This window comes from Shouchella clausii (genome assembly GCF_002250115.1).
GTDB lineage: Bacteria > Bacillota > Bacilli > Bacillales > Bacillaceae_D > Shouchella > Shouchella clausii.
The window spans coordinates 3,456,803-3,482,586 of the sequence record NZ_CP019985.1 but is presented as its reverse complement, the minus strand read 5'-3'; the positions used below and the strand labels follow the sequence as shown (position 1 = coordinate 3,482,586).

The following is a 25,784-nucleotide window of genomic DNA, read 5'->3' as shown; positions in this document are numbered from 1 at the left end:
ATGGGAATCACGCCCACTCCCAGTTGGTCAATGTGCGCTCTGCCGCTTCTGCCTGATCAATTATCGCCAATGCGCGTAATAGTTCAGCTTCTGCGCTTTTTTTACTAGCAGCAACTGCGCAAAGCGAAAGCTCTGCGCGTTGCCAAGTTTGTTGGTACCCTGTTTCTGCTGCTGAAACATTGCAACGTTGCCTCACTTTGCGAAGCACGCTTTGCAAAACGGATCGTTTATCCTTTAGTGACTGTGCCTCATAGATGAACAGCTCGCAGCGGACACAGGCCATCATTAGGCGCGTTTCACTTCTTCCATGACATACGCTTCAATCATGTCGCCTTCTTTAATGTCATTGAACTTATCAAGCGTAATCCCGCATTCATAGCCAGCTTGCACTTCTTTGGCATCGTCTTTGTAGCGTTTAAGAGCGTTCAGTTCGCCTTCATAAATGACAATGCCGTCACGAATCAAACGGACAGAAGAATTGCGGGTGATTTTTCCTTCTGTTACATAAGAACCGGCGATCGTGCCGACTTTCGAAACTTTAAATGTCGTCCGTACTTCCACTTGGCCGATGACTTTTTCTTCAAACTCAGGATCAAGGGCGCCTTTCATTGCCTGTTCAATTTCGTCAATCGCGTTGTAAATGACACGGTGGAGACGAATATCGACGTTTTCCGCTTCAGCCACACGTTTGGCGTTCACATCAGGGCGAACGTTGAACCCGATGACAATCGCGTTGGAAGCAGACGCCAAAATAATGTCTGATTCCGTGATCGCACCAGCGCCAGTGTGGATGATATTGACTTTTACGCCTGCCACATCAATTTTTTCCAACGACCCTTTCATCGCTTCAACTGATCCTTGGACGTCGGCTTTGATGATGACGTTAATGTCTTTGACATCCCCTTGCTGAATTTGGTTAAACAAGTCATCCAAGCTTACTTTTGACGATGCCGTTAAGTTTTGCTCCCGATAACGGGCCATTAGCCCTTCGCCTAATTGGCGGGCTTTTTTCTCGTCTTCAAATGCTTGGAAACGGTCCCCAGCTTGTGGCACTTCGTTTAAGCCTGTAATTTCTACTGGTGCAGACGGTCCTGCCGTTTTGACGCGGCGTCCTACATCATTAACAAGCGCCCGCACGCGGCCATAGGTGCTGCCGACAACGACTGCGTCCCCGACATTCAACGTACCGCTTTGGACAAGAAGTGTGGCAACTGGGCCGCGCCCTTTATCAAGCTGTGCTTCAACAACTGTGCCCGTCGCAAGTTTGTCTGGGTTGGCTTTAAATTCCTCAACTTCAGCAACGAGTAAAATCATTTCAATTAACTCATCAATGCCTTCACCCGTCAAAGCTGAAACATTGACAAAAATCGTGTCGCCTCCCCAAGCTTCTGGGACAAGCTCAAACTCCGTTAACTCTTGCATCACTCGATCTGGACTTGCTGTTTCCTTGTCAATTTTATTGACAGCGACAATAATCGGCACTTCAGCCGCTTTCGCGTGGCTGATCGCTTCTTTCGTTTGCGGCATAACGCCATCGTCAGCAGCCACAACAAGAATCGTAATGTCCGTCACTTGCGCGCCACGGGCCCGCATCGTTGTAAAGGCTGCGTGACCTGGTGTATCTAAAAAGGTAATTTTTTTACCTGAGTGTTCAATTTGGTAAGCGCCGATATGCTGAGTAATGCCCCCTGCTTCCCCCGCAGTCACTTTCGTGTTACGGATTGAATCAAGCAGCGTTGTTTTTCCGTGATCGACATGGCCCATAATTGTCACAACTGGCGGGCGCTCTTTTAATTCTTCCTCTTTATCTTCACGATCATACAACTCAATATCGAGCTCATCCACAATCACTTCTTCTTCAACTTCCACACCATAATCAGCTGCCAACAATTCAATCGTATCTTTGTCGAGCTCCTGGTTAATGGTAGCCATGACACCAAGACCAATTAATTTCTTAATCAATTCAGAGGCTTCACGATGGAGCTTAGCGGCGAGTTCGCTGACCGTAAGCGAACCTGAAATTGTAATTTTTTCAGGCAGCGGCATTTGCTGATGATTGACTTTTGACTGTGGGCGACGCTTTCCGCCACGGTTGCCGTGGTTGCGGCGATTTTGGTTATTCCCTGGACGGCGGTTGTTGCTGCCTGGACGGCCTTGGCCACCAGGACGATTGCCGCCACGGTTTTGGTTTGGTTTCCCAGCTTGCGATTTTGCGGCGCCACTTTGGTTATTGCTGCCTTGGCTTGGGCGTTTGGTTTGGCCTTGAGATTGGTTTTGCTGATTGTTTTGCGGGCGCTGCTTTTGCCCTTGGTTTTGCTGGTTGTTTTGTGGGCGTTGCTTTTGCCCTTGGTTTGGCCGTTGGTTTTGGTTTTTATTTTGGCTATTTTGCTTTTGGTTACTAGTGGATCCATGCCCTTTTGCAGCGGCAGGCTTCCCGGCTTGCTTCGCTTTGTTTAATGTTTCTTCATCAATTGCTGACATATGATTCGACACTTCCACACCCATTGATTTTAAACTTTCGATTAGTTGTTTGCTTTGAACATTATTTGCCTTTGCGTATTCATAGATTCGCACTTTTGACATATACGTACCTCCATTATTGGCTCAGTAATGCGGCGATTTTCTTCGCAAATCCTTCACTCCTTACGCCTATTGCAACGCGCGTTTCTTTACCGATCGCTTGCCCAAGCGCAAAACGGTCGCTCGTTTGATAGACTGGGATTTTATAATAGCCGCATTTGTCCTTGATTTTCTTTTCGGTATTGCTGCTAGCATCGCCAGCAAGGATCACCATTGACAGCTCCTGTTTGCGAATCGCGGCAAGAACCAATTCTTCCCCTGTAACAAGCTGTCCGGCACGTTGACATAAGCCAAGGAGCGAGAGCAGCTTTTTGTCGTTGCTCACCGTTTTTTCACCTTCACCCGCTCTGCAATCAAGCGGTCATAGTCGTCTCCGGTCACTTGCACTTGCAAATGGCGCGTTAGGCTATCGCGCTTTTTAGCCGTGTGAAACACATCTTCACTGTTCGTCAAATAAGCGCCGCGGCCATTCCTTTTGCCAGTGGGATCCAATTCGACTGTGCCTTCAGGTGTGCGTACAATCCGCACAAGTTCTTGCTTTGGTTTCATTTCATTGGTTACAATGCATTTTCTCAGCGGTACTTTCCGTTGTTTCATGCGATTTTCCGCCTCCTGCTCTTAACGTTCATTTTCCTCATTTGTGAATTCTTCTAACTCATCATTTTCATTTTCCTCATCAAGAAGGCCAAGCTCGCGGGCTTCTGATTCGCTTTTTATATCAATTTTCCAGCCCGTCAGCTTAGCAGCCAGTCGTGCGTTTTGGCCTCGTTTGCCGATTGCTAAAGACAGCTGGTAGTCAGGGACGATGACTTGTGTCATTTTTTCCCCTTCAAGCACATTGACTTTCATTACTTTTGCCGGGCTTAGGGCATTGGCCACATAAACAACTGGGTCCTCTGACCATTCAACTATGTCAATTTTTTCGCCTTTGAGTTCGTCGACAATTGTCTGTACCCGTTGGCCCCGTTGGCCTACACAGGCTCCGACTGAATCGACTTCAGGGTTGTCGGAGTGGACGGCAATTTTCGAGCGGTCCCCTGCCTCGCGAGATACCGATTTAATTTCCACTGTGCCGTCGTAAATTTCCGGCACTTCTAATTCAAACAAACGCTTTAAGAGCCCAGGATGCGTGCGGGAAATTAAAATTTGCGGGCCTTTTGTCGTTTTTTCGACTTTCGTAATATATGCTTTGATGCGGTCATTATGTTTGTACGTTTCATTCGGCATTTGCTCGGACAGAGGCAAAAGCGCCTCAACTTTCCCTAAGTCAACGTAAATAAAGCGATGGTCTTGACGTTGGACAATGCCGTTCATAATATCTTCTTCACGGTCAATAAAATCAGAATAAATGATGCCCCGCTCTGCTTCACGAACACGTTGCGTGACTACTTGCTTCGCCGTTTGTGCAGCAATTCGGCCAAAGTCTTTTGGCGTGACTTCAATTTCGACAATATCATCGACTTCATAATGTGGATTAATCCGCTGTGCTTCCGCTTCTGAAATTTCCAAGCGTTTATCAAACACTTCTTCCACGACTACTTTGCGGGCAAACACGCGGATGCTGCCATTGTCCCGATTCACATCAACGCGCACGTTTTGCGCTTGGCCGAAGTTGCGCTTATAGCCAGAAATAAGCGCAGCTTCGATTGCTTCAATAATGACTTCTTTTTTGATGCCTTTGTCTGCTTCCAGTGTTGACAAAGCTTCCATAAATTCGCTGTTCATGGAAAGGAACCTCCCTTATTTCGCTTGCAACTAGAGCAGGATCGACAGCCGCGCATTTGCCACTTTCGCGTATGGCACGGTGTAGGTCACTGTTCTTGTTTTGTTTTTTCCTTCAATAACAAGCGTGGCGTCTTCAAATGATACAAGGACGCCTTCAAACGCTTTTTGGCCGTCGATTGGTTCATACGTTGTCACGTACACACCTTTGCCGACTGCTTTTTTTACATCCGCTTCTTTTTTTAGCGGCCGCTCTGCCCCAGGGGATGACACTTCTAGAAAATACGCCTCTTTAATCGGGTCCACATCATCTAAGACTTCGCTCAGCTTTTCACTCACAGCTTCGCAATCATCTAAGTTGACCCCTTTGTCTGCGTCAATAAACACACGCAAATACCAATTAGGCCCTTCTTTTTTATATTCTACTTCCACGAGTTCCAAATGAAGTTCGCGGACAATCGGCTCTGCGAGTTGTTCTACGGTACGAGAAACATTTTTACTCAATCGCCAATTCCTCCTTTACATCATTAAAAACGTATCCGCTTCTAGAACAGGCATACACAACGGGAGACGCTTTTAACGCCGAACCCGCAATGCGAACAAAAAGAGTGGGGGCCCCCACTCTTTTCTCCATCATCGTATGCTAACTATTACCATAAATGATTGTACCACATAAGCACTACGCTTGCAAGGCAGGCCCGTCTTTAAAACAATGATAGCTGGTTAGACTCTGGCAAACCTTCTAGACAGCCGTGTTCAGACAAGTTCTCGACAACCGTTTTCGTCAGTTTTGCCCGCTGCTGCAAGTCTTCCTTTGACAAAAAGTGGCCATTTTCCCGGGCCTTGACGATGTTTAGTGCTGCGTTTGTGCCGACGCCGTTCAGCGCGTTAAAAGGTGGCAACAGCTTATCGCCATCGACTATGAACTCTGTTGCCGATGATTTATATAAATCAACTTTATGAAAACCGAAGCCACGTTCGCACATTTCTAGTGAGAGCTCGAGCACCGTCAAAACAGCTTTCTCTTTCGGGGAAGCGTCAAGCCCTTTCGCATTGATTTCTTCCATTTTGGCACGAATCGAACTTGCCCCTTTGATCATAATGTCCAGTTCAAAGTCATCGGCACGAACTGTAAAATAGGTTGCATAATACAAAATCGGATGATGCACTTTAAAATAAGCAATCCGCACAGCCATTAACACATAGGCAGCCGCATGTGCTTTCGGGAACATGTATTTGATTTTTGTGCATGAATCGATGTACCAATCAGGCACATCATGCTTTTTCATTTCTTCGACCCATTCAGGCTGCAAGCCTTTGCCTTTACGGACAAACTCCATGATTTTAAAAGCGAGTGACGATTCCAGCCCTTTGTAAATTAAGTAAACCATAATGTCATCACGGCAGCCAATGACATCTTTCAGTTCGCAAGTGCCATTGTAAATGAGCTCATTGGCATTGCCAAGCCAAACATCAGTCCCGTGGGAGAGCCCGGAAATTTGCAACAGCTCAGAAAAGGTGCTCGGTTTCGTTTCCTCAAGCATTTGCCTAACAAAACGGGTACCAAACTCAGGAATGCCGAGCGTACCAGTTTTGCACAGTATTTGTTCTTCTGTTACACCGAGCACATCTGGTGAAGCAAATATTTTCATCACGTCTGGGTCATCCGTCGGGATCGTTTTTGGATCGATTCCACTTAAATCTTGAAGCATGCGAATCGCCGTCGGATCATCGTGTCCAAGAATGTCGAGCTTAAGCAAATTATCATGAATCGAATGGAAGTCAAAATGTGTCGTTTTCCACTCTGCATTTTTGTCATCGGCCGGGTATTGGATCGGCGAAAAATCATGAATATCCATATAATCGGGAACAACGATGATCCCACCTGGGTGCTGGCCTGTTGTCCGTTTAACGCCTGTGCAGCCGGCGACAAGACGGTCGATTTCTGCCCCACGCATGAGCAAATCATGGTCGCTTTGGTAGCCTTTCACATAGCCGTATGCTGTTTTATCCGCTACCGTGCCAATTGTCCCGGCGCGGTACACGTAGTCTTCGCCAAACAATTCCTTTGTATAGGCGTGGGCGCGAGGCTGGTATTCACCTGAAAAGTTCAAGTCGATATCAGGCACTTTGTCGCCTTTAAACCCAAGAAACGTTTCAAACGGGATATCCTGTCCATCTTTTATATACATACTGCCGCATTTCGGGCATTCAGCATCAGGCAAGTCATAGCCAGACGCAACAGAGCCGTCATCAAAGAAATGGGAATGCTTGCATGACGGGCATACATAATGAGGCGGCAGCGGGTTCACTTCGGTAATTTCCGTCATCGTTGCCACAAACGAAGAACCGACAGACCCCCGTGAGCCAACAAGGTAGCCATCATCGAGCGATTTTTTAACTAACTTATGGGAAATTAAATAAATAACAGCAAAACCATGGCCAATAATGCTTTTTAACTCTTTTTGCAAACGGGCTTCTACAAGTTCCGGCAACGGATCGCCGTAAATCATCTTGGCCCGTTCATAGCTCATATTCCGGATTTCGTCGTCAGCGCCCTCAATTTTAGGAGCATATAAGTCATCTGGAATCGGCCGGACATCACCAACTTGTGCGGCAATGTCATTAGAAGCAGCGACAACCACTTTCTCTGCCTGTTCTGCCCCAAGAAAGGAAAACTCTTCAAGCATTTCCGTTGTTGTCCGGAAATGGACGTCCGGCAACTTCTGCTTATTAAGGGGATTGGCCCCCCCTTGGGAAGCAATTAATATTTTACGGTAAATCGCATCTTCCTCGTTTAAATAATGAACATTTCCTGTGGCCACAACCGGCAGCCCTAGCCGCTCGCCAAGAGCAACAATATTGGCGACAATCTCTTGCAATGCCGTTTCATCTTTTACAAGTTCCCGTTCAATCAAGTGTCCATAATTGCTGAGCGGTTGAATTTCTAAAAAGTCGTAGAAACCAGCGATTTTCTCCACCTCATCGGCTGATTTTTGCATCATGCCTTCAAAGACTTCACCTTTATCGCAAGCAGAACCGATTAGCAACCCTTCGCGATGTTTATTTAACTGGGAACGAGGGATCCGTGGCGTCCGGAAATAGTAATCAACATGGGACATGGACACGAGCTGGTATAAATTTTTCAACCCTGTTTGCGATGTGACAAGCAGCGTACAGTGGAACGGCCGTTGGCGGTGAAAATTCCCTTGCCCCATATGGTTATTTAATTCATCATGGTAAACAATTTCTTTCTCCGCTGCATCTTTGACCATTTTCCAAAGCAAATACGCCGTTGCCTGTGTATCATAAATCGCGCGGTGATGGCTGACGAGCTCAATGTCAAATTTCTTACATAACGTATTAAGGCGGTGGTTTTTTAATTCTGGGTACAGAAAACGGCCAAGCTCCAACGTGTCTATGACTGGGTTTGTGACTTCTGAAAAGCCTAGTTTTTTATAACCGACATTCAAAAAGCCAATATCAAAGCTCGCATTATGGGCAACCAACGTGGCATCGCCGGCAAATTCACGAAATTGCTTCAGCACTTCAGCAGGTTCAGGAGCGCCTTGGACCATGTCATCGGTAATCCCTGTCAATTCGATGATCGTTGCTGACAGAGGCTCTTTTGGGTCTGCAAACGATTCATATGTATCGATGATTTCGCCGTTTTTGATTTTGACGGCAGCAAGCTCAATGATCGTATTGTAGACAGCCGACAGACCGGTCGTTTCCACGTCAAAGACGACATACTCTTCTTCGAGCAAGTGACGATGGTCTGAGTTGTAAGCAATTGGTACGCCATCATCAACGACATTTGCCTCCATGCCATAAATCACTTTAATGTCATGCTTTTTGGCAGCGCCATATGCTTCTGGAAACGCTTGGACAACGCCGTGATCCGTAATGGCAATCGCTGGATGGCCCCATTTTGCAGCCTGCTCGATATACCTGCCAACAGAAACGACGCCATCCATTTGGCTCATTGTCGAATGGGTATGAAGTTCGACTCGTTTTTGTTCAGCGGTATCTTCGCGGACATTTGGCGTTACTTGGTTAAAATCATTGGCGATCATAACGAGGTCGCGGACAAATGTATCGTTTTGAATGCCGCCTCGCACTTTTAACCACATGCCTTTTTTGACCGCTTGCATAACCGGCACATCTTCTTTATCCCGGGAAAACATTTTCACTAAAATCGAATCGGTGTAATCTGTCATTTTAAAGGTTAGCAATGTCCGCCCACTGCGGAGCTCGCGAATATCTGTTGCGAACACATAGCCTTGAATGGTAATGCGCCGTTCTTCATCGACAATCGCTTCGAGCGGCGTCGGCTCATCTTTAATGGGATAACCCATAGACAAGTTGGCTTGTTTTACTTGCTTCGCCATTTCCTCTTCAACCCGTTGTTTTTCCAACATCGCTTCGACCACTTTTGACCGGTCTTCTTCAGCACGTTTGCGGACAAATTCATCATAAGCTTCCTGTGATTGTTGTACGGCGACTGCAAGGGGCAATACAGGCAAGCCAAACTGGCCGCATATGTCTTTAAACGGATCGGCAAGCTTTCGCCTTATCGCTTCTGCTTCCGCTTCGTTTTGCGCTACTAAAGACAGCTTATTGTCATTGACTGTCGGGGCTTGCTTTTGCAACGTAGCAGCAAGAGGTGGAGAGACACGCGCCAATTCGTTGGCGATAAGAGGCCAATAGCTGCGCCATACTGATTCATCCGTCTCGCTGTTGGCATATGCAAATGAGCAACGTGCATTGGCGATTTCTCGAAACGTCTGGGCGAGACGCCCTCTAAACAGTTCGCACCATTCGGCTGGCAGCAACCGTTCTAATCGAATGAAAAAATGCCAGACTTTCTGTTCTTTTGAGATTGCTAGTTTTTCAATATAGCCGTCTTGAAAATGGGAACGGCCGTCATCTGGAATTTGCAGCTGGTCAAGCAATAGTTGAAGGCGCTCTTTTCTCGTCTCTTTCGCTTGGCTCATTTGTTTCACTCCTTGCTAAAGCGTAAACAGGCTGACGACTAGCCAGCCTGCATTCCCGCATTATTCACGTAAAAAATCGTTAAGCCAACGAACTAGCTCACTAGCTGTCAACTCTAGCTGTTCGCCCGTTTTGCGGACTTTCACTTCGACGATGCCTTCTCCGGCCCGTTTGCCAACGGCTACCCGTACTGGCAAGCCAATTAAGTCAGCGTCTTTAAATTTAACGCCTGCCCGTTCTGGCCGATCATCATACAATACGTCGATTCCAGCTTGGCGAATGTCGCTGTATAGCTGTTCAGCAAGTGTTTTCTGGTCTTCATTTTTCACATTTAACGCTAATAAGTGGACGTCGAACGGCGCCACTGCCTTCGGCCAAACAATGCCCGCCTCGTCATGATGCTGTTCAATCACAGCGGCAAGCGTCCGCGATACGCCGATACCATAACAGCCCATTAGAAAAGGCTGCGCTTTTCCTTGGCCATCTAAATATTTCGCATCGAGTGATTCAGAGTAACGGGTACCCAGTTTAAAGATTTGCCCGATTTCAATTCCTTCAGCAAAGCGCAATGTCCCTTTGCCGTCTGGAGACGGATCGCCTTCGCGCACAGTGCGCAAATCTTTATAAGCGGTCACTTCATAGTCGCGGCCTGGGCCGACATTTACATAGTGGTAGCCTGTTTCATTGGCTCCGCACGCAATGCGCTCCATGCTGCGAATCCGGTAGTCGGCATAAATCGGCACATCCTTTACGCCTACAGGACCAATTGATCCAGGAGTCGCGCCGAAAGCGGCAACGACTTCTTCTTCACTCGCCATGCGCAACGTTTTTGCGCCAAGTTCATGCAATGCTTTGACTTCGTTAAGCTCATCGTTGCCACGCAAGATAAAAAGGGATAGCACGTCATCGACAACAACAACAAGCGCTTTAAAAATGTCATCGGCATCAAAACCTAGTGCTTCAGCGGCTTCGTCGACCGTTTTTGCTTCCGGCGTTGCTCTCTTTTCAAGCAAGCCATGTGCTTGTACACTTGGCGCCTCTGGCAGCGCAGCTTTTGCCATTTCCAAGTTGGCTGCGTAATCAGATCCATCGGAATAGACGACAGTATCTTCCCCTACGCTTGCAAGCGCCATAAATTCGTGCGTATCTTTGCCACCCATCGTCCCGGAATCGGCAATCACAGGCCGAAATTCGAGGCCAACTCGCGTAAAAATGCGGCTATAGGCGCCATGCATTTGCCAGTATGCTTCATCAAGGCTTTCCGGCGAGTCGTGGAACGAATAGGCATCTTTCATGATAAACTCACGCCCACGGAGCAAACCGAAACGAGGCCGCCGCTCATCGCGAAACTTTGTCTGAACTTGGTAGACGCAAAGTGGCAATTTTTTATAAGAAGCAATTCCATCTTTAATTAAAGAGGTGATGACTTCCTCATGTGTTGGGCCGAGGGCAAAATCGCGGTTATGGCGATCCTTTAAGCGCACTAACTCATCACCCATCGCCTCCCAACGGCCAGAAGCTTGCCAAAGTTCAGCTGGGTGCAAACTCGGCAACGTCAATTCTTGGGCACCAATGGCATCTAATTCTTCGCGGATGATCGCTTCTATTTTCGCGATTGTCCGCTTTGCTAGCGGCAAGTACGCATAAACGCCTGCGGCAATTTGCCGCATCATTCCTGCGCGCAGCATGAGCTGGTGGCTAATCGCCTCTGCGTCTGCAGGCACATCCCGCATTGTCGGGGCTAAGTAAGTAGATTGTCTCAAGTGACACACTTCCCTTTCTTATGCAATTGTCTCATTATGAAAACAGCTTACTTATATCGTTCCATGTCACTACAATCATCAACAACATCACGAGGGCAAAGCCGATAAACTGAATCGCGCCTTCTTTTTCAGGCGAAACAGGCTTGCCGCGGATCCCCTCATAGGCTAAAAACATGAGACGTCCGCCGTCAAGGGCAGGAATCGGCATTAAGTTGATGACGCCTAGATTAATGCTTAACAGCGCAGCAAAGAATATAACAGTTTGGATGCCCAATGAAACGGCTTGGTCTGTAATATCATAAATGCCAACTGGCCCTGAAATGTAATCAAGGGAAAACTGGCCAGTAAAAATTAAACCAAGCGTATCAAAAATAGATGTAGCCATGTTTATAAATTCATTTCCTGCATACTGTAAAGAACCAAGCAATGAAAACTCAGCTACACCACTCACACCTAAAAAGCCTTCGTACTCATCAGGCAACACTTCGACTTGGCTAAGAGTGGCATTCGTCTGCATCGCTTCTCCATTGCGCTCATAATCAATACTCACTTCTTCACCAGGATATTTCTTGACTTCTGTTGTCATTTCTTTCCAAGAATCAACTTCTACACCGTTGACCGCTGTAATAACGTCGCCGTCTTGAAGACCAGCTGCTTCTGCGGGCGAGTTCTCCACATTAATAACAATTTCTGAGCTAAGAGGCACACCTTGGTACAAACTTAAGCCGAGTAAAATCACAAAACCAAGTATGAAATTCATCAACGGCCCAGCAAAGATCGCCATCGCCCTTTTTGGCAGTGGTTTTGAGCCAAATTGGCGATTCCATGGGGCAATGATTTGCGCCACTTCATCTTGAACGATGAACGCTTTTTCATCAATTTGATAACGAACAAGTTCGCCAGTGTCTTCGTCAATCGTTTCCACAAACAAGTCATGGACCAAATCAATCCGTTCCACTTGCACGACTTGTGCTTCTGGATGTTTTGACTTGTTGTTGACGATAATTTCCTTAACGGTATCTTTCTCGTCAAGCACCAGTCCAATTTCATAGCCTGGCCGGATCGTTGGCTGCTCAGGCTCTTCGCCTGCCATACGAACATAACCGCCAATCGGCAATAAACGAATGGTGTAAATCGTGTCATTTCGCTCAAAGGCAAACAGTTTTGGCCCCATGCCAATGGCAAATTCATAGCAAAGAATCCCCGCTTTTTTGGCAAAGTAGAGATGGCCCCATTCGTGGACAAAGACAAGCACACTAAATATCGCAATAAAAGCAAGTAATGTATTCAAAAACGATACCGCCTCTCGGTTTGTTATGCTTGGAGCTGTTTGCGGATTGAAGCATCGACAGCTTGGATCTCTTCGAGCGATGGATGCGCAATCGGCGAATGGGCACTTAGTGCCTCTTCAATGATGCGCTCGATTTCCAAGAAAGTGATCTCGCCTTGCAAAAAGCGGAATACAGCTACTTCATTGGCTGCGTTAAGCACCGTTGTCATTGTGCCACCAACACGCCCTGCTTCGTAGGCGAGTTTCATGCACCGGAAACGCTCCATATCCATTTTTTCGAAGTGGAGTTTGCCAAGCTCCGCTAAATCTAAACGTTCATGTTTCGGGCGGGCAAAGCGCTCTGGATACGTTAAGGCATACTGGATCGGGACGCGCATATCGGGAGTGCCTAGCTGGGCAATGACGCTGCGGTCTACATATTCAACCATGGAGTGGATGATGCTCTCTTTGTGGATCAACACATCGATTTGGTCATAATCCAGACCGAACAGCCATTTCGCCTCAATCACTTCCAAGCCTTTATTCATCATTGTAGCAGAATCGATCGTCACTTTCGCCCCCATGGACCAATTCGGGTGCGCCAATGCTTGTTCGACTGTCACGCCATCGAGCTCCGCCCGGCTCTTGTCGCGAAAACTGCCGCCAGAAGCAGTCAAAATCAAACGGTCGACCGCTTTGTTTGGTTCGCCATTCAGCGCTTGGAAAATCGCAGAATGCTCGCTGTCCACAGGAATGAGCGGCACATCGTTTTCCTTTGCCGCACTGACAACAAGGTGGCCCGCACTGACAAGTGTTTCTTTATTGGCAATAGCGACTGCTTTTTTCGCCTTGATGGCACTGAGCGTCGGCAAAAGCCCGATCGAACCAGTAATGGCTGTCACAACGATGTCAGATTCGCTATAACGCGCCACCTCTTTTAAGCCTTCTTCTCCATATAAGAATTCAATAGAATCACCGAATTCCCCTGCTAGCGTTTGTGCGTCTTCTGGGCGTTGTACTGAGACGAGTTTTGGTTGGAACTCCTTTATTTGGTTGCGGCATAACTCTAAATTTGTGCCGCACGCGAGCGCCGAAAGCGTAAATTTATCTGGATAATCACGGATCACGTCAAGTGTCTGTGTGCCGATCGACCCTGTCGATCCAAGCAAACTGATTTGTTTCACTATACTCGCCTCCCTTATGAAAAATTCATGTTTGCTAAACAGTTTGTTCGATAGCTCGTTTTTCGGTTACAAAAGTTGAAGCAAATGGAGAATCGGCATAACATAAATCAAGCTGTCGAACCGGTCAAGGATGCCGCCATGCCCTGGCAGGACATTGCCTGAATCTTTTACAGCATAATGCCGTTTTAAGGCTGACTCAACAAGATCGCCCATTTGACCAAACACGGCCGTAACTAGCATGATGCAAAGCGCAATTATGTATGAGCTAAAAAATGGATGGATCATATAAAAAATCGTACCGACGACAACAGCAAGGACAATCCCACCGACCGAACCTTCAATCGTTTTATTTGGGCTAATATCTGGCCACAATTTGTTCTTGCCGATCGCTTTTCCGACAAAGTAAGCCCCTGAATCGGTTGTCCAAATCAATACAATGACAAATAGGACAAGCCATACGCCTACATCTGGAATCGCTCTCGTTAAAATTAAGTAATGGAAGCCAAAACCAATATAGACGCTTGATACGATCACAAAACCAACTTCATCAAATGTAAATTTGTTTTTTGTCAATACTGTCAGCAATAATAAACCTAAGATTAAAAATAGGAACAGCTCTACTTTTGTCACATTGAGGGGAATGGCGCTATGAAAAAGCGTGTCAGGAATGAGCAACAACCACATTGAAACGAGGCCGACGATGCCACGCAAAGAAAGAGCGCTAATTTTTTTCATTCTTAATAGCTCAACCATAGCGATGGTGGCCATCAAGCTAACAAAAGTCGTAAACCACCAGCCGCCAAGTGCGATCATCGCCAAGATGACGGCGCCAATAAATAAGCCTGTAACTACTCGTGTCTTCACTTGCACATCCCCTTCCTACACGCCGCCATAGCGCCGCCCCCTATTCTGATACGTTAAGACCGCTTTATAGAAGTGGTGCTCAGTAAAGTTTGGCCAATACACATCCATAAACAAAAATTCGCTGTATGCGAGCTGCCACAACATAAAGTTGCTTAGCCGCAACTCTCCGCTCGTGCGAATAAGCAAGTCTGGATCACGCAAATGGTTGCTCATTAAGTGGGCGCTAATCGTTTCTTCTGTAATGTGCTCTGGCTTCAACTCGCCTTGCTGTACCTTTTTGGCAATTTGTTGCATGGCACTCGTTAGTTCGAACCTGCTTCCATAGTTTAAAGCAAAATTTAAAATCAGTCCCGTATTATGCTTTGTCTTTTCAATCGCTTCATCCACTGCATGGAGTGTATACGAAGGCAAACCGTCCTTTGAACCCATTAAACGCACTTGCACATTTTCCTCTATTAGCGTCGGCAATTCGCTTTTCAAATAGCGTTGTGGCAATTTTAGCAGAAATTCGACCTCCGCTTTCGGGCGTTTCCAGTTTTCTGTTGAAAAAGCATAAAGCGTCAATATTTCAATATTGAGGGTATTGGCAGCACGAACAATCTTATTAACCGTCTTCATGCCTTCCCTATGCCCAGCAATGCGCGGCAGCCCTTTCTCTTTGGCCCAACGGCCATTTCCATCCATAATAATGGCGACATGCCTCGGTATATTTTGCGGGTCTATTGATGTAGGCTCCTCATCTTCTGTATCCGTAAAGGCTTGCCTCCATTTTGAAAATCTCTCAAGCATTTTACGCCCTCCATCTCGCTGGCGCTCTTGGCCAGCCTGCATCCAGCTGGAAAAGTGTAAAAAACCCCCTTGCTTAAGAGGGTCTCCTACTACTCTTCATCATACACATAAACGTGTTACACTTCCATGATTTCTTGTTCTTTCTGTTTTGCTTTTTCGTCGATTTTTGCAACGTACGTGTCAGTCAATTTTTGGATATCATCAGTGGCGCTGCGAAGTTCATCCTCCGTCATTTCCCCGTCTTTTTGCTGCTTTTTCAATTCATCATTGGCATCACGGCGAATGTTGCGGACGGCCACTTTTGATTCTTCAGCGGTTTTGCTAACCAATCGCACAAGGTCTTTCCGGCGTTCTTCCGTAAGTGGCGGAATCGCAATGCGAATGACTTGGCCATCGTTTGATGGTGTAAGGCCTAAATCCGATTTCAAAATGGCCTTCTCAATTGAAGCAACTGCCGTCTTGTCATACGGTGTAATAAGCAATAGGCGCGCTTCTGGCACCGTGACTGAAGCAAGCTGGTTGAGCGGCGTTTGTGCTCCATAATATTCTACCGTTACGCGGTCGAGCAAAGCTGGGTTGGCACGGCCTGCACGCAATTTCGCTAATTCACGTGACAGCACGTCAATGGCTTTGTCCATCCGTGTTTTTGCATCTGCTTTGATTTCCTTTGTCATTGGTTATTTCCCCCTTACAGTCGTTCCGATTTTTTCGCCTAACACGGCGCGTTTAATGTTTCCTTCTTCCATAATTGAGAATACGATAAGCGGAATGTCGTTGTCCATACATAAAGACGACGCCGTCGAATCCATGACTTGCAAACCGTCTTTAAGGACATCCATGTACGTAATCGTGTCAAATTTCTGCGCCTTGTCGTCCACGCGCGGATCTGCGTTGTAGACGCCATCGACGTTGTTTTTCGCCATTAAAATTACTTCTGCTTCAATTTCAGCTGCCCGTAGAGCGGCGGTAGTGTCTGTTGAGAAATACGGGTTGCCTGTTCCTGCTGCGAAAATCACAACACGTTTTTTTTGTAGATGGCGAATCGCTTTGCGACGTATGTATGGTTCTGCTACTTGCCGCATTTCAATCGACGTTTGCACACGGGATTCGACGCCAATTGCTTCGAGGCTGTCTTGCAAGGCAAGGGAATTCATAACTGTAGCAAGCATCCCCATATAGTCTGCTGTTGCCCGATCCATCCCTTGAGCGCTTCCAGCCATGCCGCGCCAAATGTTGCCGGCACCAACGACGACTGCCACTTCAATGTTCAATTCGGTAATCTCTTTAATTTGCCTAGCAATCGATTGGATGACAGTTGGATCTATGCCATAGCCTTGTTCTCCTGCTAATGCTTCTCCGCTTAATTTTAAAACGACACGATTATACACGCTTATCTTAACCTCCATTATCCGTGACTTTCAAAAAACAGTCTTTGAAAAAAGGGACACAACTTCTCGCAGTGTCCCCTTCCCACGTTCTTTATCGATTTACTTTTTCACTTGCGACATAACTTCTTCCGCAAAGTTGTCTTCGCGTTTTTCGATGCCTTCGCCAACTTCATAGCGGACAAACGATTTAACAGAAGCTTGTTTGCTCTTCACATATTTGCCGACTTTTTGGTCGCCATCTTTAACAAACGGCTGGTCTAGCAAGCAGACTTGTTCAAAGAACTTGCTTAGGCGGCCTTCGACCATTTTTTCAACAATGTTTTCAGGCTTGCCTTCGTTAAGGGCTTGTTGCTTTAACACTTCCCGCTCACGGTCAACAACGTCTTTTGTCACTTCATCGCGTGAAATGTAAGTCGGGTTGATCGCTGCCACGTGCATAGCAATGTCTTTTGCCAACTCTTGGTCGGAAGAGGAGCCAATAACCGTTAGTACGCCAATGCGGCCACCCATGTGAAGGTAAGAACCAAACACGTCAGCGTCTTCTTTTTCCACAACTGTAAAGCGGCGCAATGAAAGCTTCTCGCCGATTTTAGCAATTGCCGTATTAATGTGATCTTGCACCGTTTCGCTTCCGCCTTTGAATGGTTGCGCAAGAGCTGCCTCTACGTCAGCAGGCTCTTCAGCCAAAATGTGCTCAGCCAATTCTGTTACAAGCGCTTGGAAATTCTCGTTTTTGGCAACGAAATCCGTTTCAGAGTTCACTTCAAGAATAACGGCTTTGTTTCCTTCTGTCACAACAGAAGCAAGGCCTTCCGCGGCAACACGGTCTGCTTTTTTCTCTGCTTTTGCAATGCCTTTTTCACGAAGATAATCAATTGCTTTTTCCATGTCTCCGTCTACTTCGACAAGCGCTTTTTTACAATCCATCATGCCTGCGCCTGTTTTTTCGCGCAGTTCTTTTACCATACTAGCTGTTACTGCCATTAAGTATTGCCTCCTTCAGTACGTGTTTTCACTTTTTCCACAAAAAAAGGGAAGTAAAGGGTTCATCTCCCTTTACCACCCTTTTTGGAGTCCGTCATTTACGCTGTTGTTGTTTCTTCTTCAACGTCGACTTCTTCTTCTGATTCACCAGCTGTCGCTTCAATCACAGCGTCAGCCATTTTGCCAGTTAGTAGTTTTACAGCGCGGATGGCATCATCGTTACCAGGGATGACGTAATCGATTTCGTCAGGATCACAGTTTGTATCGACAATCGCTACAATTGGAATGTTTAATTTATGCGCTTCGGCAATTGCAATCCGCTCTTTACGAGGGTCGATAACAAACAACGCATCCGGCACGCCGTTCATGTCTTTAATTCCGCCTAAGAATTTTTCTAGACGGTCCATTTCTTTTTTCAGCAAGATGACTTCTTTCTTTGGAAGCACATCAAAAGTGCCGTCTTCTTGCATTTTTTCAAGGTTTTTCAAGCGCGTAATCCGCTTTTGAATCGTCTCAAAGTTTGTAAGCGTTCCGCCAAGCCAGCGTTGGTTAATGTAGAACATGCCGCAGCGGATTGCTTCGTCGCGAACAGAGTCTTGCGCTTGTTTTTTCGTGCCGACAAAAAGGATTTTCCCTCCATCAGCCGCAAGATCGCGAACAAAGTTGTACGCTGTTTCGACTTTTTTGACCGTTTTTTGCAAGTCAATAATGTAAATTCCGTTTCTTTCTGTGAAGATGTAGCGATCCATTTTAGGGTTCCAGCGGCGTGTTTGATGGCCAAAGTGGACACCCGCTTCAAGCAATTGCTTCATGGAGATTACTGCCACATCGAACACCTCCTTAGGTTGGTTTTAGTTTCCTCCGCACTCTTCATTTTTTGACGACACTCAGCGCATTCGCCTAAGCACCTTCGCCAAAATCCAAGGCGTGTGTATTTAACACCGTCAATTACTATACCATATTGTCCGATTCCCTGCAACTGGATACATGCGGATTTTCATCATTTTTTTCATGAAAGCGAAGCAACAAGCTCACTTCCGTTACACCGATCCCTAAGTCACGGGCAATTTCTTCAACCGTCAGCCCTTGCTTCCTTAGCGAAAATACTTGGCTGTACGTAGCTGAATGGGTAAATTCCTCTTTATCTTCAACGGACTCCAGCCCGCCGTCTTGGCCGTTGTCGTATTTATTTTCGTTATGATCGTGAGGCTTGCTGCGTTTGTCGTTTTCCTCATTAGCAATTGTTTTGTACTTGCTACGGTTATCAATGATACGACGATCAGCGGAATCGTTGTCACTGTGACGTTTCTCACGTTGATTGCGGTCGGCTTGATTGTCGAAATGCACCTGTTGATCGTCTTGCTCCTGATGAGCATACTTATTCCATCGACCACTATCCCCTTGATGGACAAGTCTCGCACGTTGATCGCTTTGACTTTGACGAACGAGGTTCACCTGTTTATCGGCCTTAGCCTGATCAGCAAGCTTCACATCTGGATCATGCTTGCCTCGACTGGCCCGTTCTTCATAGTTATTGTCTTTCCCTTGTTTAACAGGCTTAACACCTGGATCGCCTTTAGCTAGACCAGTAAATGTTGGCTGTTCCCTTTCTTTCACTTGATAGGTGTCAACGTCTTGTTCGTAGCTGTCGCTTAACACCGCAAGTAGCTGGTCGTTGCTTTCTTTTACTTCAGCTAAAAATTCTTCAAGCGCTTCTTCTAGTTCGCTTTTATCTACATGCCCCTCTTTAAGCGCGTTTACTTTGCTTTCAAGGGCAACCTGTTTCATAAACAAATAGCCGCACAGTAGCAAAAGGGCAAATACTAAGATTTCCGTCAATTGCTCTCCCCCTTAACGGACAAATTCTTTCTTTTGCAAGCCTTTCCGCAGTTTAGCAATTGCCCGGGCATGAATTTGTGAAATGCGTGAAGTCGACAAATTTAAAATGCGCCCGATTTCCGTCAATGACAACTCTTCGTAATAGCTAAGTTGGATGACAAGCTGTTCATTGCGTCCTAGCTCTTTAATCATCTCTGCTAATTCTTTCCGTGTATCTTCTTCGACTAATTTGTCATCAGGCATAATCGCTTGTTCGTCTTCAAATTGGTAAGCTACAGCGCTAGGGTCCAAGTGGTCGTTCATATGCATAACGTCGTCCAAGGAAAGCGTATGGCTGGCAAATTGTTCCCGTTTTAACGCTTCGACCTCTTTTTCTGGCAAACCCATTGCAGCGGCAACTTCACCAGGAAGAACAGACCGCCCTTTCTCCTGTTCTAGTTGTTCTGTGATTTGTTCCAACTTTTTTACTTTATCACGGATTGTCCGTGGCAGGCGGTCTTCTTTGCGGAGCCCATCGATAATCGCTCCCCGGATTCGAAACGATGCATATGTATCAAATTTTAGCGCTCGCTTGGAATCAAACTTGGCAATTGCATCTAGCAGGCCGCTTAAGGCGTGGCTTTTCAGTTCATCTTTTGAAATCGATGACGGCAAGCCATTCGATATGCGTTGCACATGGTAAGCAACTAGCGGCATATAGTGTTCGATCAACGCTTCAGCAGCTACTTCTGAATGTTCGTCATCCCATTGTTTCCATAACTCTGCAGCATTTGCCATAAAGCCGCACTCCCCTTTCAAAGTATCATTTGCCCGTGATGGACCGTACGGACGGCCAATTCGCCTGTTTTGACGTCGTATTGGATCGTCCGCCCCTTCGTTCCACCTGTGTCTTCTGCAACAAGTGTGATGCCTAAGCGCGCGAGTGTCTCTCTGGCAGCCGCCGCGTTGCGCTCGCCGATTTGCATAAATTCACGTTTCACTGCGTGTTTAAACATTTGTGCACCCCCCGCCATTTTTGCGCAAAGTTTCCTAGCGCCCTGCTTTTTTAACTCTGCCTGCAAGGAGGCGATGGCTGTATCCGCATAGCGCCATGGATTTGCCCCTTTTCGCGCCTTCGTCGAATCAGGGAGCATCACATGGACCATGCCGGCGATGACTCGTTCCTGATCATACAAGACAATGCCGATACAAGAGCCTAAGCCGCACGTCCGTAAGACACCCTCGCCTTTGACAATTTTCCACTCTCCGATTGAGATGGTTTCGCCCTTAGTCATGGCAGCTAGCCTCCAACGCCTGCGTTAAGGTGACACTCGCGTTTTTATCGGGTATAAACAGCAATAAGCCGTCAAGGGGCTGCGTCGATTGTGGAAGGCAAATGTCCGTTTCCATCACAATACATTCTTCGTCATCGATTAAATGTAGCGCCCCTTCTGCCAGAACAGCGCTTGCTAAGTCAATGGAAAGCTCCGTCACAAGCGGGTAGCATTTTAAGTCTGTCAGTTTTGATAAAGCAGTCAAATAAGCACCGATTAATAGATTGCCTACTTCTTGGAAAGCTGACTGGGCTAGCTCACTTGCCGCAAATACATGTGGCTTTAGCTTGAGCTTCTCTTCAAGCAAATAAGCGGAAAAAGCAGCTGCTGCCTTCGTGGTCGCCATAAAGAACATTCCGCCGCTAAGCTCGCCGCCAAGGGGGGCATAAACAGCAGCAATTTCTTCATCCTCCGCAAAACGGAAGCGGGGCAGTTCAGCCATGCATAAGTAGCGGGCCGCGGGAACGTCCATGACGACATTGGCGCCAAGGAGGCTGGACAGAGCTGTCGCCGCGTAGCCTGTGCCGATATTGGCCATTTCCTTCATTCCGTCTAATCGATTACGCATAAAATCCCCCTTCCCGTTTATCTTTTTTAGCTAAATAGCGCCCGATCTCATCCTTGTCCATGACAACGTCGACTTGATTGCTCGCAATCGCCGCCTTAGGCATTCCAAAAATCGCCGCCGATTTTTCCGATTCTGCTAAGATTTCACAACCGCCGCTTTGCTTGACCATTTCCAATACTTTTGAACCATCATTCCCCATGCCTGTTAACACAACAAGCGTTTTCGTTGCACACGCAATGGTAGACTGAAAAAGCAGGGACACACTAGGATGGTACAAATCATGTTTGCCAGCAGGTGAAATGTGCGCGTACAAGCGAGCGCCGCGTTTATTTAGTTCCAACTGGGCGCCTCCTGGGGCAATATAAGCAGTACCTCCAAGTAGCGCTTCCCCATGTGATGCTTCTTTGACGCGAATCCGACATAAGCGATCAAGCCGAGCGGCGAGCGATTTCGTAAAACCTGCTGGCATATGCTGGGCAATAACGACTGGAGCTGAAAAGTCAGGGGCTAGCTTTGTCAGCACGTGTGTGAGAGCAAGAGGGCCGCCTGATGATGCACCAATGGCAACCACTTCCCCTAATGGCTGCACTGGCGCTTCCTCTCGTTTGCGACATGGCAACAGTTTGGCGGCAATGTCTTTGGTTAGCGCTTTAGCATTTGCCGTTTGCCAGAAGACGGTACGTTCGCTGTCAACCACTCGCTGATGCCGTTCCAGCACAAACACTGTATGGCGAGGCAACCCCATGACGTCGATTTGCTCCCATTCGTCACAAGGCGCATATAAAAATGCATCAACAGTCACAATCGCCTCCTCCCAGTTTGAAAAAGCAACATTTGCCTCAATTCCCCCGACTTGACGTAGCGCCGTTTGTAGAAATTGCTGCTTAAACAAAGAAGGGCTCACAATCGCTACGGTCACCATTCCAATAAAAATTCCTTTACGAGCACGCTTACACTCTCGTAAATGCTATCAACGTACGCTTCGCGAGGCCCGTTTTCAATGACACCGAGGATTGTTGCCCGCTTTTCTAAAAATGTCGTAATCGTATGCGCCATATTGTAAGCAGCCCGCTTCGCTTTCTCTGAATCTCCTTGTGACAATCCAAGGAGTAAAACAGAATGAGGCATTTCTTGTTTCACAAACTGATAGTTGGCAAGAAGCGCCTCTTTATCCGCCACTGTAAACAACAACAAAGGAACATCTTGGCGCAATTGTTTTTTCTCCCCCGCTGTCCGGATATAAAACAGCACTTGTACATTGGCAGCGGACAGCGTTTTACTCGATTCTCGGGTAAATAGATGGTCTTGTTTCTGGGCTGAAAAAAGTTGTTTTGCGGCGTCGGTTGCGATAATAACCGCTTGGAACCCATAGCGATCGAGCGCTTGACAAAATTCTTCTATCATCATTGTTTCTTGCGCGTTTGAAAGCTGGATTTCAAATGCTTTCGTTTTCCTGCTTGCAAGCATGCGCAAGCCTTCTGCTTGATCCATTAGACACCCCCGGTAAGCCACTTCAGCAATTGTTCTTTATCAGGCCAGCAAATATCTTCTGGCACATTTTGCCCGGTCGTCACACAAGCAACCGGAATCGCCTCGCTGTACAAAAGCTCACAAAGTGTTCCAAGTGAAGCCGTTTCATCCAACTTCGTTAAGATCAGGCCATTGACAAGCTCTTTTGGAAAACGGCTAAGCATATGCCGTGCATCTTCTGCTTTGGCAGCCAAACTAAGGGCAACCAACAAATGGCAAGACGCGCTCTGCCGTATATAATCAATGAGCTCCACAGGCATTTGCTCATGCAAATAATTGCGCCCAGCTGTGTCAACTAAGACAAGATCAGCCGTTTGCCGGCTGCACAAATCGATTAATTCTGCTTCATTGTATGCTGTATAAATAGGGCAATCGAGAATATGAGCATATGTTTTTAACTGTTCGACTGCGGCAATCCGATACGTATCAAATGTGATGAAAGAAACCGTTTTGTTTTCCTCAAACATGGCTTTTGCAGCAAGCTTGGCGATTGTTGTTGTTTTTCCTACCCCAGTTGGCCCAGCGACAATGAGTGTTTGTTGCCGTTTTTGCGCGAATGGTTGCAGCTGCAAACTGGCGCGAAATGTATGCATAAGCAACTCTTCTTTCGTCCGGGCGTCGCCTTGCTTCTCTGCCATTTGTGCTGTCAACTGCAAATTTTTAAGAACACGGTTCGACACGCCCAGCTGTTGCAAATGGCGGTTTGCTTCTTTTAAAAGCGGTGATTGCTTATCATCACCTTCGCGGCTAACGTTGCTGTTACGATGACTCGGTCCGTCAATGCCAGCGGTCACTTGGACTTGCTTTTTGCCAAAAAACCCAAATAGTCCTCCTGTCATCACTTCTTTTACGTGCAATATAACAGCATCCTTGCCCAACTGCTTGCGAATGTCTTTTGCCGCTTCTTCTAGCGTCGGGGCTACAAATCGTTTTACGTTCATTCGGCATTAACCACTCCTACGCTTTGGACTTCCACATCCGGTTCCAGTTCGTTATAAGACACGACGGGAACATGGGGCAAATAGCGCTCGATTAATTGGCGCATGTGCATTCGTACGGCCGGCGAACATAAAATCACGGCCTGTCTGCCAAGTTCAGCCACTTTTTGTACTTCCTTGGCCGTGTTTTGTAAAATCGCTTGTGAATCAGCAGGCGCAAGTGCCAAAAAGCTGCCATTCTCATTCTGGCCAATCGCATCAGCAATTTTCTTTTCAACAGCAGCGGCTAACGTGATGACGAATAATTCGTTTCCGCCGTTTGTCAATTGTGTTGTAATTTGCCGTGATAAAGCTTGGCGCACATACTCCGTGACGACATTCATGTCTTTTGTTAGCGGGCCGTAATCAGCGAGCGCTTCAAAAATAACAGGCAAATTCCGGATCGATAATTGTTCGCGCAACAAATTGCGGAGCACTTTTTGAATATCGCCCGTTGTGAGCGGGTTCGGCGTTACTTCTTCGACCAGCGTCGGATACGATTCTATCAGATGGTCGATAAGCTGCTTCGTTTCTTCACGCCCAAGCAGCTCATGGGCATGTGCTTTTAACACTTCCGTTAAATGTGTCGAAATGACTGTCGGCGGATCGACGACTGTGTAACCGGCCATTTCAGCGCGGTCGCGCATGTCCTCGTCTACCCATAAAGCAGGCAGTCCAAATGCAGGTTCAATCGTTTCAATGCCAATAATCGAGTCATCTTGTTCCCCTGTGCTCATGGCCATGTAATGGTCGAGCAGCACTTCCCCTTTGGCAACAACAGTGCCTTTAACTTTGATCGTATAACTGTTTGGCTCAAGGGAAATGTTGTCGCGGATCCGTATAACAGGGATGACAGAACCAAGTTCAAGGGCCATTTGCTTGCGAATCATCACGACACGGTCGAGCAAATCTCCCCCTTGGTTGGCATCTGCTAACGGAATCAAGCCGTAGCCAAACTCAAATTCAATCGGGTCCATTTGCAAAAGTTGGACGACGCTCTCAGGGCCAGACGGCTCTTCAGGTGGCGCTTCTTCTAAAAGGGCTTCTTCTAAATTCGCTTTTGCCAAGCTTGCTTTTGACAGTCGGTAGCCTGCAAAAGCGAGCAACCCTGCGATCGAAAACGTGACAACTTTCGTAATCGGCGTTGCTAAACCAAGTAGAAAAATAGTGGCTGCCGTTACATAAAGAAGCTTCGGGTAAGCGAGAATTTGCCCCGACAGATCGGTGCTTAAGTTTCCTTCTGAAGCGGCCTTGGTAACAATGACGCCTGTAGCTGTAGAAATAAGCAATGCCGGTATTTGCGTGACCAAGCCGTCCCCGACTGTTAGAAGCGTGTATGTATTGGCCGCCGTGTTCATGTCCATGCCCATTTGCATCATGCCAATCAAGAGGCCGCCGAGCATATTAATGATGACAATAATGATGCTAGCAATGGCATCGCCTTTTACAAATTTGCTGGCACCGTCCATCGAACCATAAAAGTCAGCCTCGCGCTCAATTTTTTCGCGGCGTTGTTTCGCCTCACGGTCAGAAATGAGCCCAGCATTCAAATCTGCATCAATGCTCATTTGTTTTCCTGGCATGGCGTCAAGCGTAAAGCGGGCACCGACTTCCGAAACACGCTCTGCCCCTTTTGTAATGACAATAAACTGGATAACGATGAGGATTAAAAAGACGATAAACCCAACTACAGCATTGCCGCCAATGACAAAACTCCCAAACGTGTCAATTACATTCCCTGCTTCCGCATTGCCGAGAATCGACCGTGTCGTCGACACGCTTAATCCTAAGCGAAACAGTGTGACGAGCAACAGCATCGTTGGAAAAATGGAAAAGTCAAGGGCATCTTTTGTACTGATGGCTACTAGCAAAATGAGCAATGACAGTGAAATATTGAATATAATTAAGACATCGAGCAAAAAAGGCGGAAGCGGGATAATCAGCATAACAATGATTAAAATCACGCCTGCTAAAACCGTTAAATCCCTCGCTTTCATCGCATCTCCCTCCTTTTCATG

24 protein-coding genes are annotated in these 25,784 nt (G+C 46.9%); all 24 read right to left on the bottom strand.

The features are described from left to right. Positions 1-7: 7 nt before the first annotated feature. The 24 genes from BC8716_RS16960 to flhA all read right to left on the bottom strand — a co-directional run bounded on the left by BC8716_RS16960 (position 8) and on the right by flhA (position 25,763). Positions 8-286, bottom strand: a complete 279-nt coding sequence (locus BC8716_RS16960) for a DUF503 domain-containing protein (protein WP_094427615.1) — start codon at positions 284-286, stop codon at positions 8-10. Beyond that, on the bottom strand, positions 286-2,583 hold the full coding sequence (gene infB / locus BC8716_RS16955) for a translation initiation factor IF-2 (protein WP_094427613.1): 2,298 nt from the start codon (positions 2,581-2,583) through the stop codon (positions 286-288). The genes BC8716_RS16960 and infB overlap by 1 nt, the downstream gene beginning before the upstream one ends. Before the next feature lie 13 nt (positions 2,584-2,596). Next, positions 2,597-2,905 carry a YlxQ family RNA-binding protein gene (locus BC8716_RS16950; RefSeq protein WP_094427611.1) on the bottom strand — a complete coding sequence of 103 codons (309 nt, stop codon included), beginning with the start codon at positions 2,903-2,905 and terminating at the stop codon, positions 2,597-2,599. Further along, positions 2,902-3,177 (bottom strand): RNase P modulator RnpM, encoded by a 276-nt coding sequence (gene rnpM / locus BC8716_RS16945; protein WP_094427609.1) that lies wholly within the window; start codon positions 3,175-3,177, stop codon positions 2,902-2,904. The genes BC8716_RS16950 and rnpM overlap by 4 nt, the downstream gene beginning before the upstream one ends. 21 nt (positions 3,178-3,198) lie before the next feature. Beyond that, the gene (gene nusA / locus BC8716_RS16940; protein ID WP_011247074.1) at positions 3,199-4,305 is read right to left on the bottom strand and encodes a transcription termination factor NusA; all 1,107 of its coding nucleotides are present in this window, start codon (positions 4,303-4,305) and stop codon (positions 3,199-3,201) included. A gap of 30 nt (positions 4,306-4,335) precedes the next feature. Continuing rightward, complete coding sequence (rimP, locus tag BC8716_RS16935; protein ID WP_094427607.1) at positions 4,336-4,806, bottom strand: ribosome maturation factor RimP; 471 nt, start codon at positions 4,804-4,806, stop codon at positions 4,336-4,338. Positions 4,807-5,006: 200 nt separating this feature from the next. After that, entirely contained in the window at positions 5,007-9,299 is a 4,293-nt protein-coding gene (locus BC8716_RS16930) for a PolC-type DNA polymerase III (protein WP_094427604.1), read from the bottom strand. Positions 9,300-9,359: 60 nt separating this feature from the next. Continuing rightward, the gene (locus tag BC8716_RS16925) at positions 9,360-11,060 is read right to left on the bottom strand and encodes a proline--tRNA ligase (protein ID WP_094427602.1); all 1,701 of its coding nucleotides are present in this window, start codon (positions 11,058-11,060) and stop codon (positions 9,360-9,362) included. A gap of 34 nt (positions 11,061-11,094) precedes the next feature. Beyond that, positions 11,095-12,351, bottom strand: a complete 1,257-nt coding sequence (gene rseP / locus BC8716_RS16920; RefSeq protein WP_094427599.1) for an RIP metalloprotease RseP — start codon at positions 12,349-12,351, stop codon at positions 11,095-11,097. Positions 12,352-12,374: 23 nt separating this feature from the next. After that, positions 12,375-13,514: a 1-deoxy-D-xylulose-5-phosphate reductoisomerase gene (gene dxr / locus BC8716_RS16915; protein WP_094427597.1), complete on the bottom strand. Its 1,140-nt coding sequence runs from the start codon at positions 13,512-13,514 to the stop codon at positions 12,375-12,377. 66 nt (positions 13,515-13,580) lie between these two features. Continuing rightward, a complete protein-coding gene (locus BC8716_RS16910) occupies positions 13,581-14,378 on the bottom strand; it encodes a phosphatidate cytidylyltransferase (protein WP_011247080.1) in 798 nt (265 codons plus the stop codon). A 15-nt stretch (positions 14,379-14,393) separates the two neighbouring features. Next, positions 14,394-15,167: an undecaprenyl pyrophosphate synthase gene (gene uppS / locus BC8716_RS16905; RefSeq protein ID WP_094429281.1), complete on the bottom strand. Its 774-nt coding sequence runs from the start codon at positions 15,165-15,167 to the stop codon at positions 14,394-14,396. A 116-nt stretch (positions 15,168-15,283) separates the two neighbouring features. Beyond that, complete coding sequence (gene frr / locus BC8716_RS16900) at positions 15,284-15,841, bottom strand: ribosome recycling factor (protein WP_094427594.1); 558 nt, start codon at positions 15,839-15,841, stop codon at positions 15,284-15,286. Between the two features lie 3 nt (positions 15,842-15,844). Further along, positions 15,845-16,573, bottom strand: coding sequence for a UMP kinase (gene pyrH / locus BC8716_RS16895; RefSeq protein WP_062750660.1), 729 nt, complete (start codon positions 16,571-16,573; stop codon positions 15,845-15,847). An 81-nt stretch (positions 16,574-16,654) separates the two neighbouring features. Next, positions 16,655-17,539: a translation elongation factor Ts gene (tsf, locus tag BC8716_RS16890; protein ID WP_094427592.1), complete on the bottom strand. Its 885-nt coding sequence runs from the start codon at positions 17,537-17,539 to the stop codon at positions 16,655-16,657. A gap of 98 nt (positions 17,540-17,637) precedes the next feature. After that, the gene (rpsB, locus tag BC8716_RS16885; protein WP_062750662.1) at positions 17,638-18,366 is read right to left on the bottom strand and encodes a 30S ribosomal protein S2; all 729 of its coding nucleotides are present in this window, start codon (positions 18,364-18,366) and stop codon (positions 17,638-17,640) included. 124 nt (positions 18,367-18,490) lie between these two features. Beyond that, positions 18,491-19,378, bottom strand: coding sequence for a hypothetical protein (locus tag BC8716_RS16880; protein ID WP_094427589.1), 888 nt, complete (start codon positions 19,376-19,378; stop codon positions 18,491-18,493). Between the two features lie 12 nt (positions 19,379-19,390). Then, a complete protein-coding gene (locus tag BC8716_RS16875) occupies positions 19,391-20,155 on the bottom strand; it encodes a FliA/WhiG family RNA polymerase sigma factor (protein ID WP_094427586.1) in 765 nt (254 codons plus the stop codon). A gap of 17 nt (positions 20,156-20,172) precedes the next feature. Next, complete coding sequence (locus tag BC8716_RS16870; RefSeq protein WP_094427583.1) at positions 20,173-20,652, bottom strand: chemotaxis protein CheD; 480 nt, start codon at positions 20,650-20,652, stop codon at positions 20,173-20,175. Continuing rightward, complete coding sequence (locus BC8716_RS16865; protein WP_094427580.1) at positions 20,645-21,259, bottom strand: chemotaxis protein CheC; 615 nt, start codon at positions 21,257-21,259, stop codon at positions 20,645-20,647. The genes BC8716_RS16870 and BC8716_RS16865 overlap by 8 nt, the downstream gene beginning before the upstream one ends. After that, complete coding sequence (locus tag BC8716_RS16860) at positions 21,252-22,181, bottom strand: CheB methylesterase domain-containing protein (RefSeq protein ID WP_094427578.1); 930 nt, start codon at positions 22,179-22,181, stop codon at positions 21,252-21,254. Before BC8716_RS16860 ends, BC8716_RS16865 begins: the two co-directional genes overlap by 8 nt. Continuing rightward, the gene (locus tag BC8716_RS16855; RefSeq protein WP_094427575.1) at positions 22,175-22,750 is read right to left on the bottom strand and encodes a hypothetical protein; all 576 of its coding nucleotides are present in this window, start codon (positions 22,748-22,750) and stop codon (positions 22,175-22,177) included. Before BC8716_RS16855 ends, BC8716_RS16860 begins: the two co-directional genes overlap by 7 nt. Further along, the gene (locus BC8716_RS16850) at positions 22,750-23,730 is read right to left on the bottom strand and encodes a flagellar biosynthesis protein FlhF (protein ID WP_094427573.1); all 981 of its coding nucleotides are present in this window, start codon (positions 23,728-23,730) and stop codon (positions 22,750-22,752) included. The genes BC8716_RS16855 and BC8716_RS16850 overlap by 1 nt, the downstream gene beginning before the upstream one ends. Beyond that, positions 23,727-25,763, bottom strand: a complete 2,037-nt coding sequence (gene flhA, locus BC8716_RS16845; protein WP_094427571.1) for a flagellar biosynthesis protein FlhA — start codon at positions 25,761-25,763, stop codon at positions 23,727-23,729. Before flhA ends, BC8716_RS16850 begins: the two co-directional genes overlap by 4 nt. Positions 25,764-25,784 lie beyond the last annotated feature (21 nt).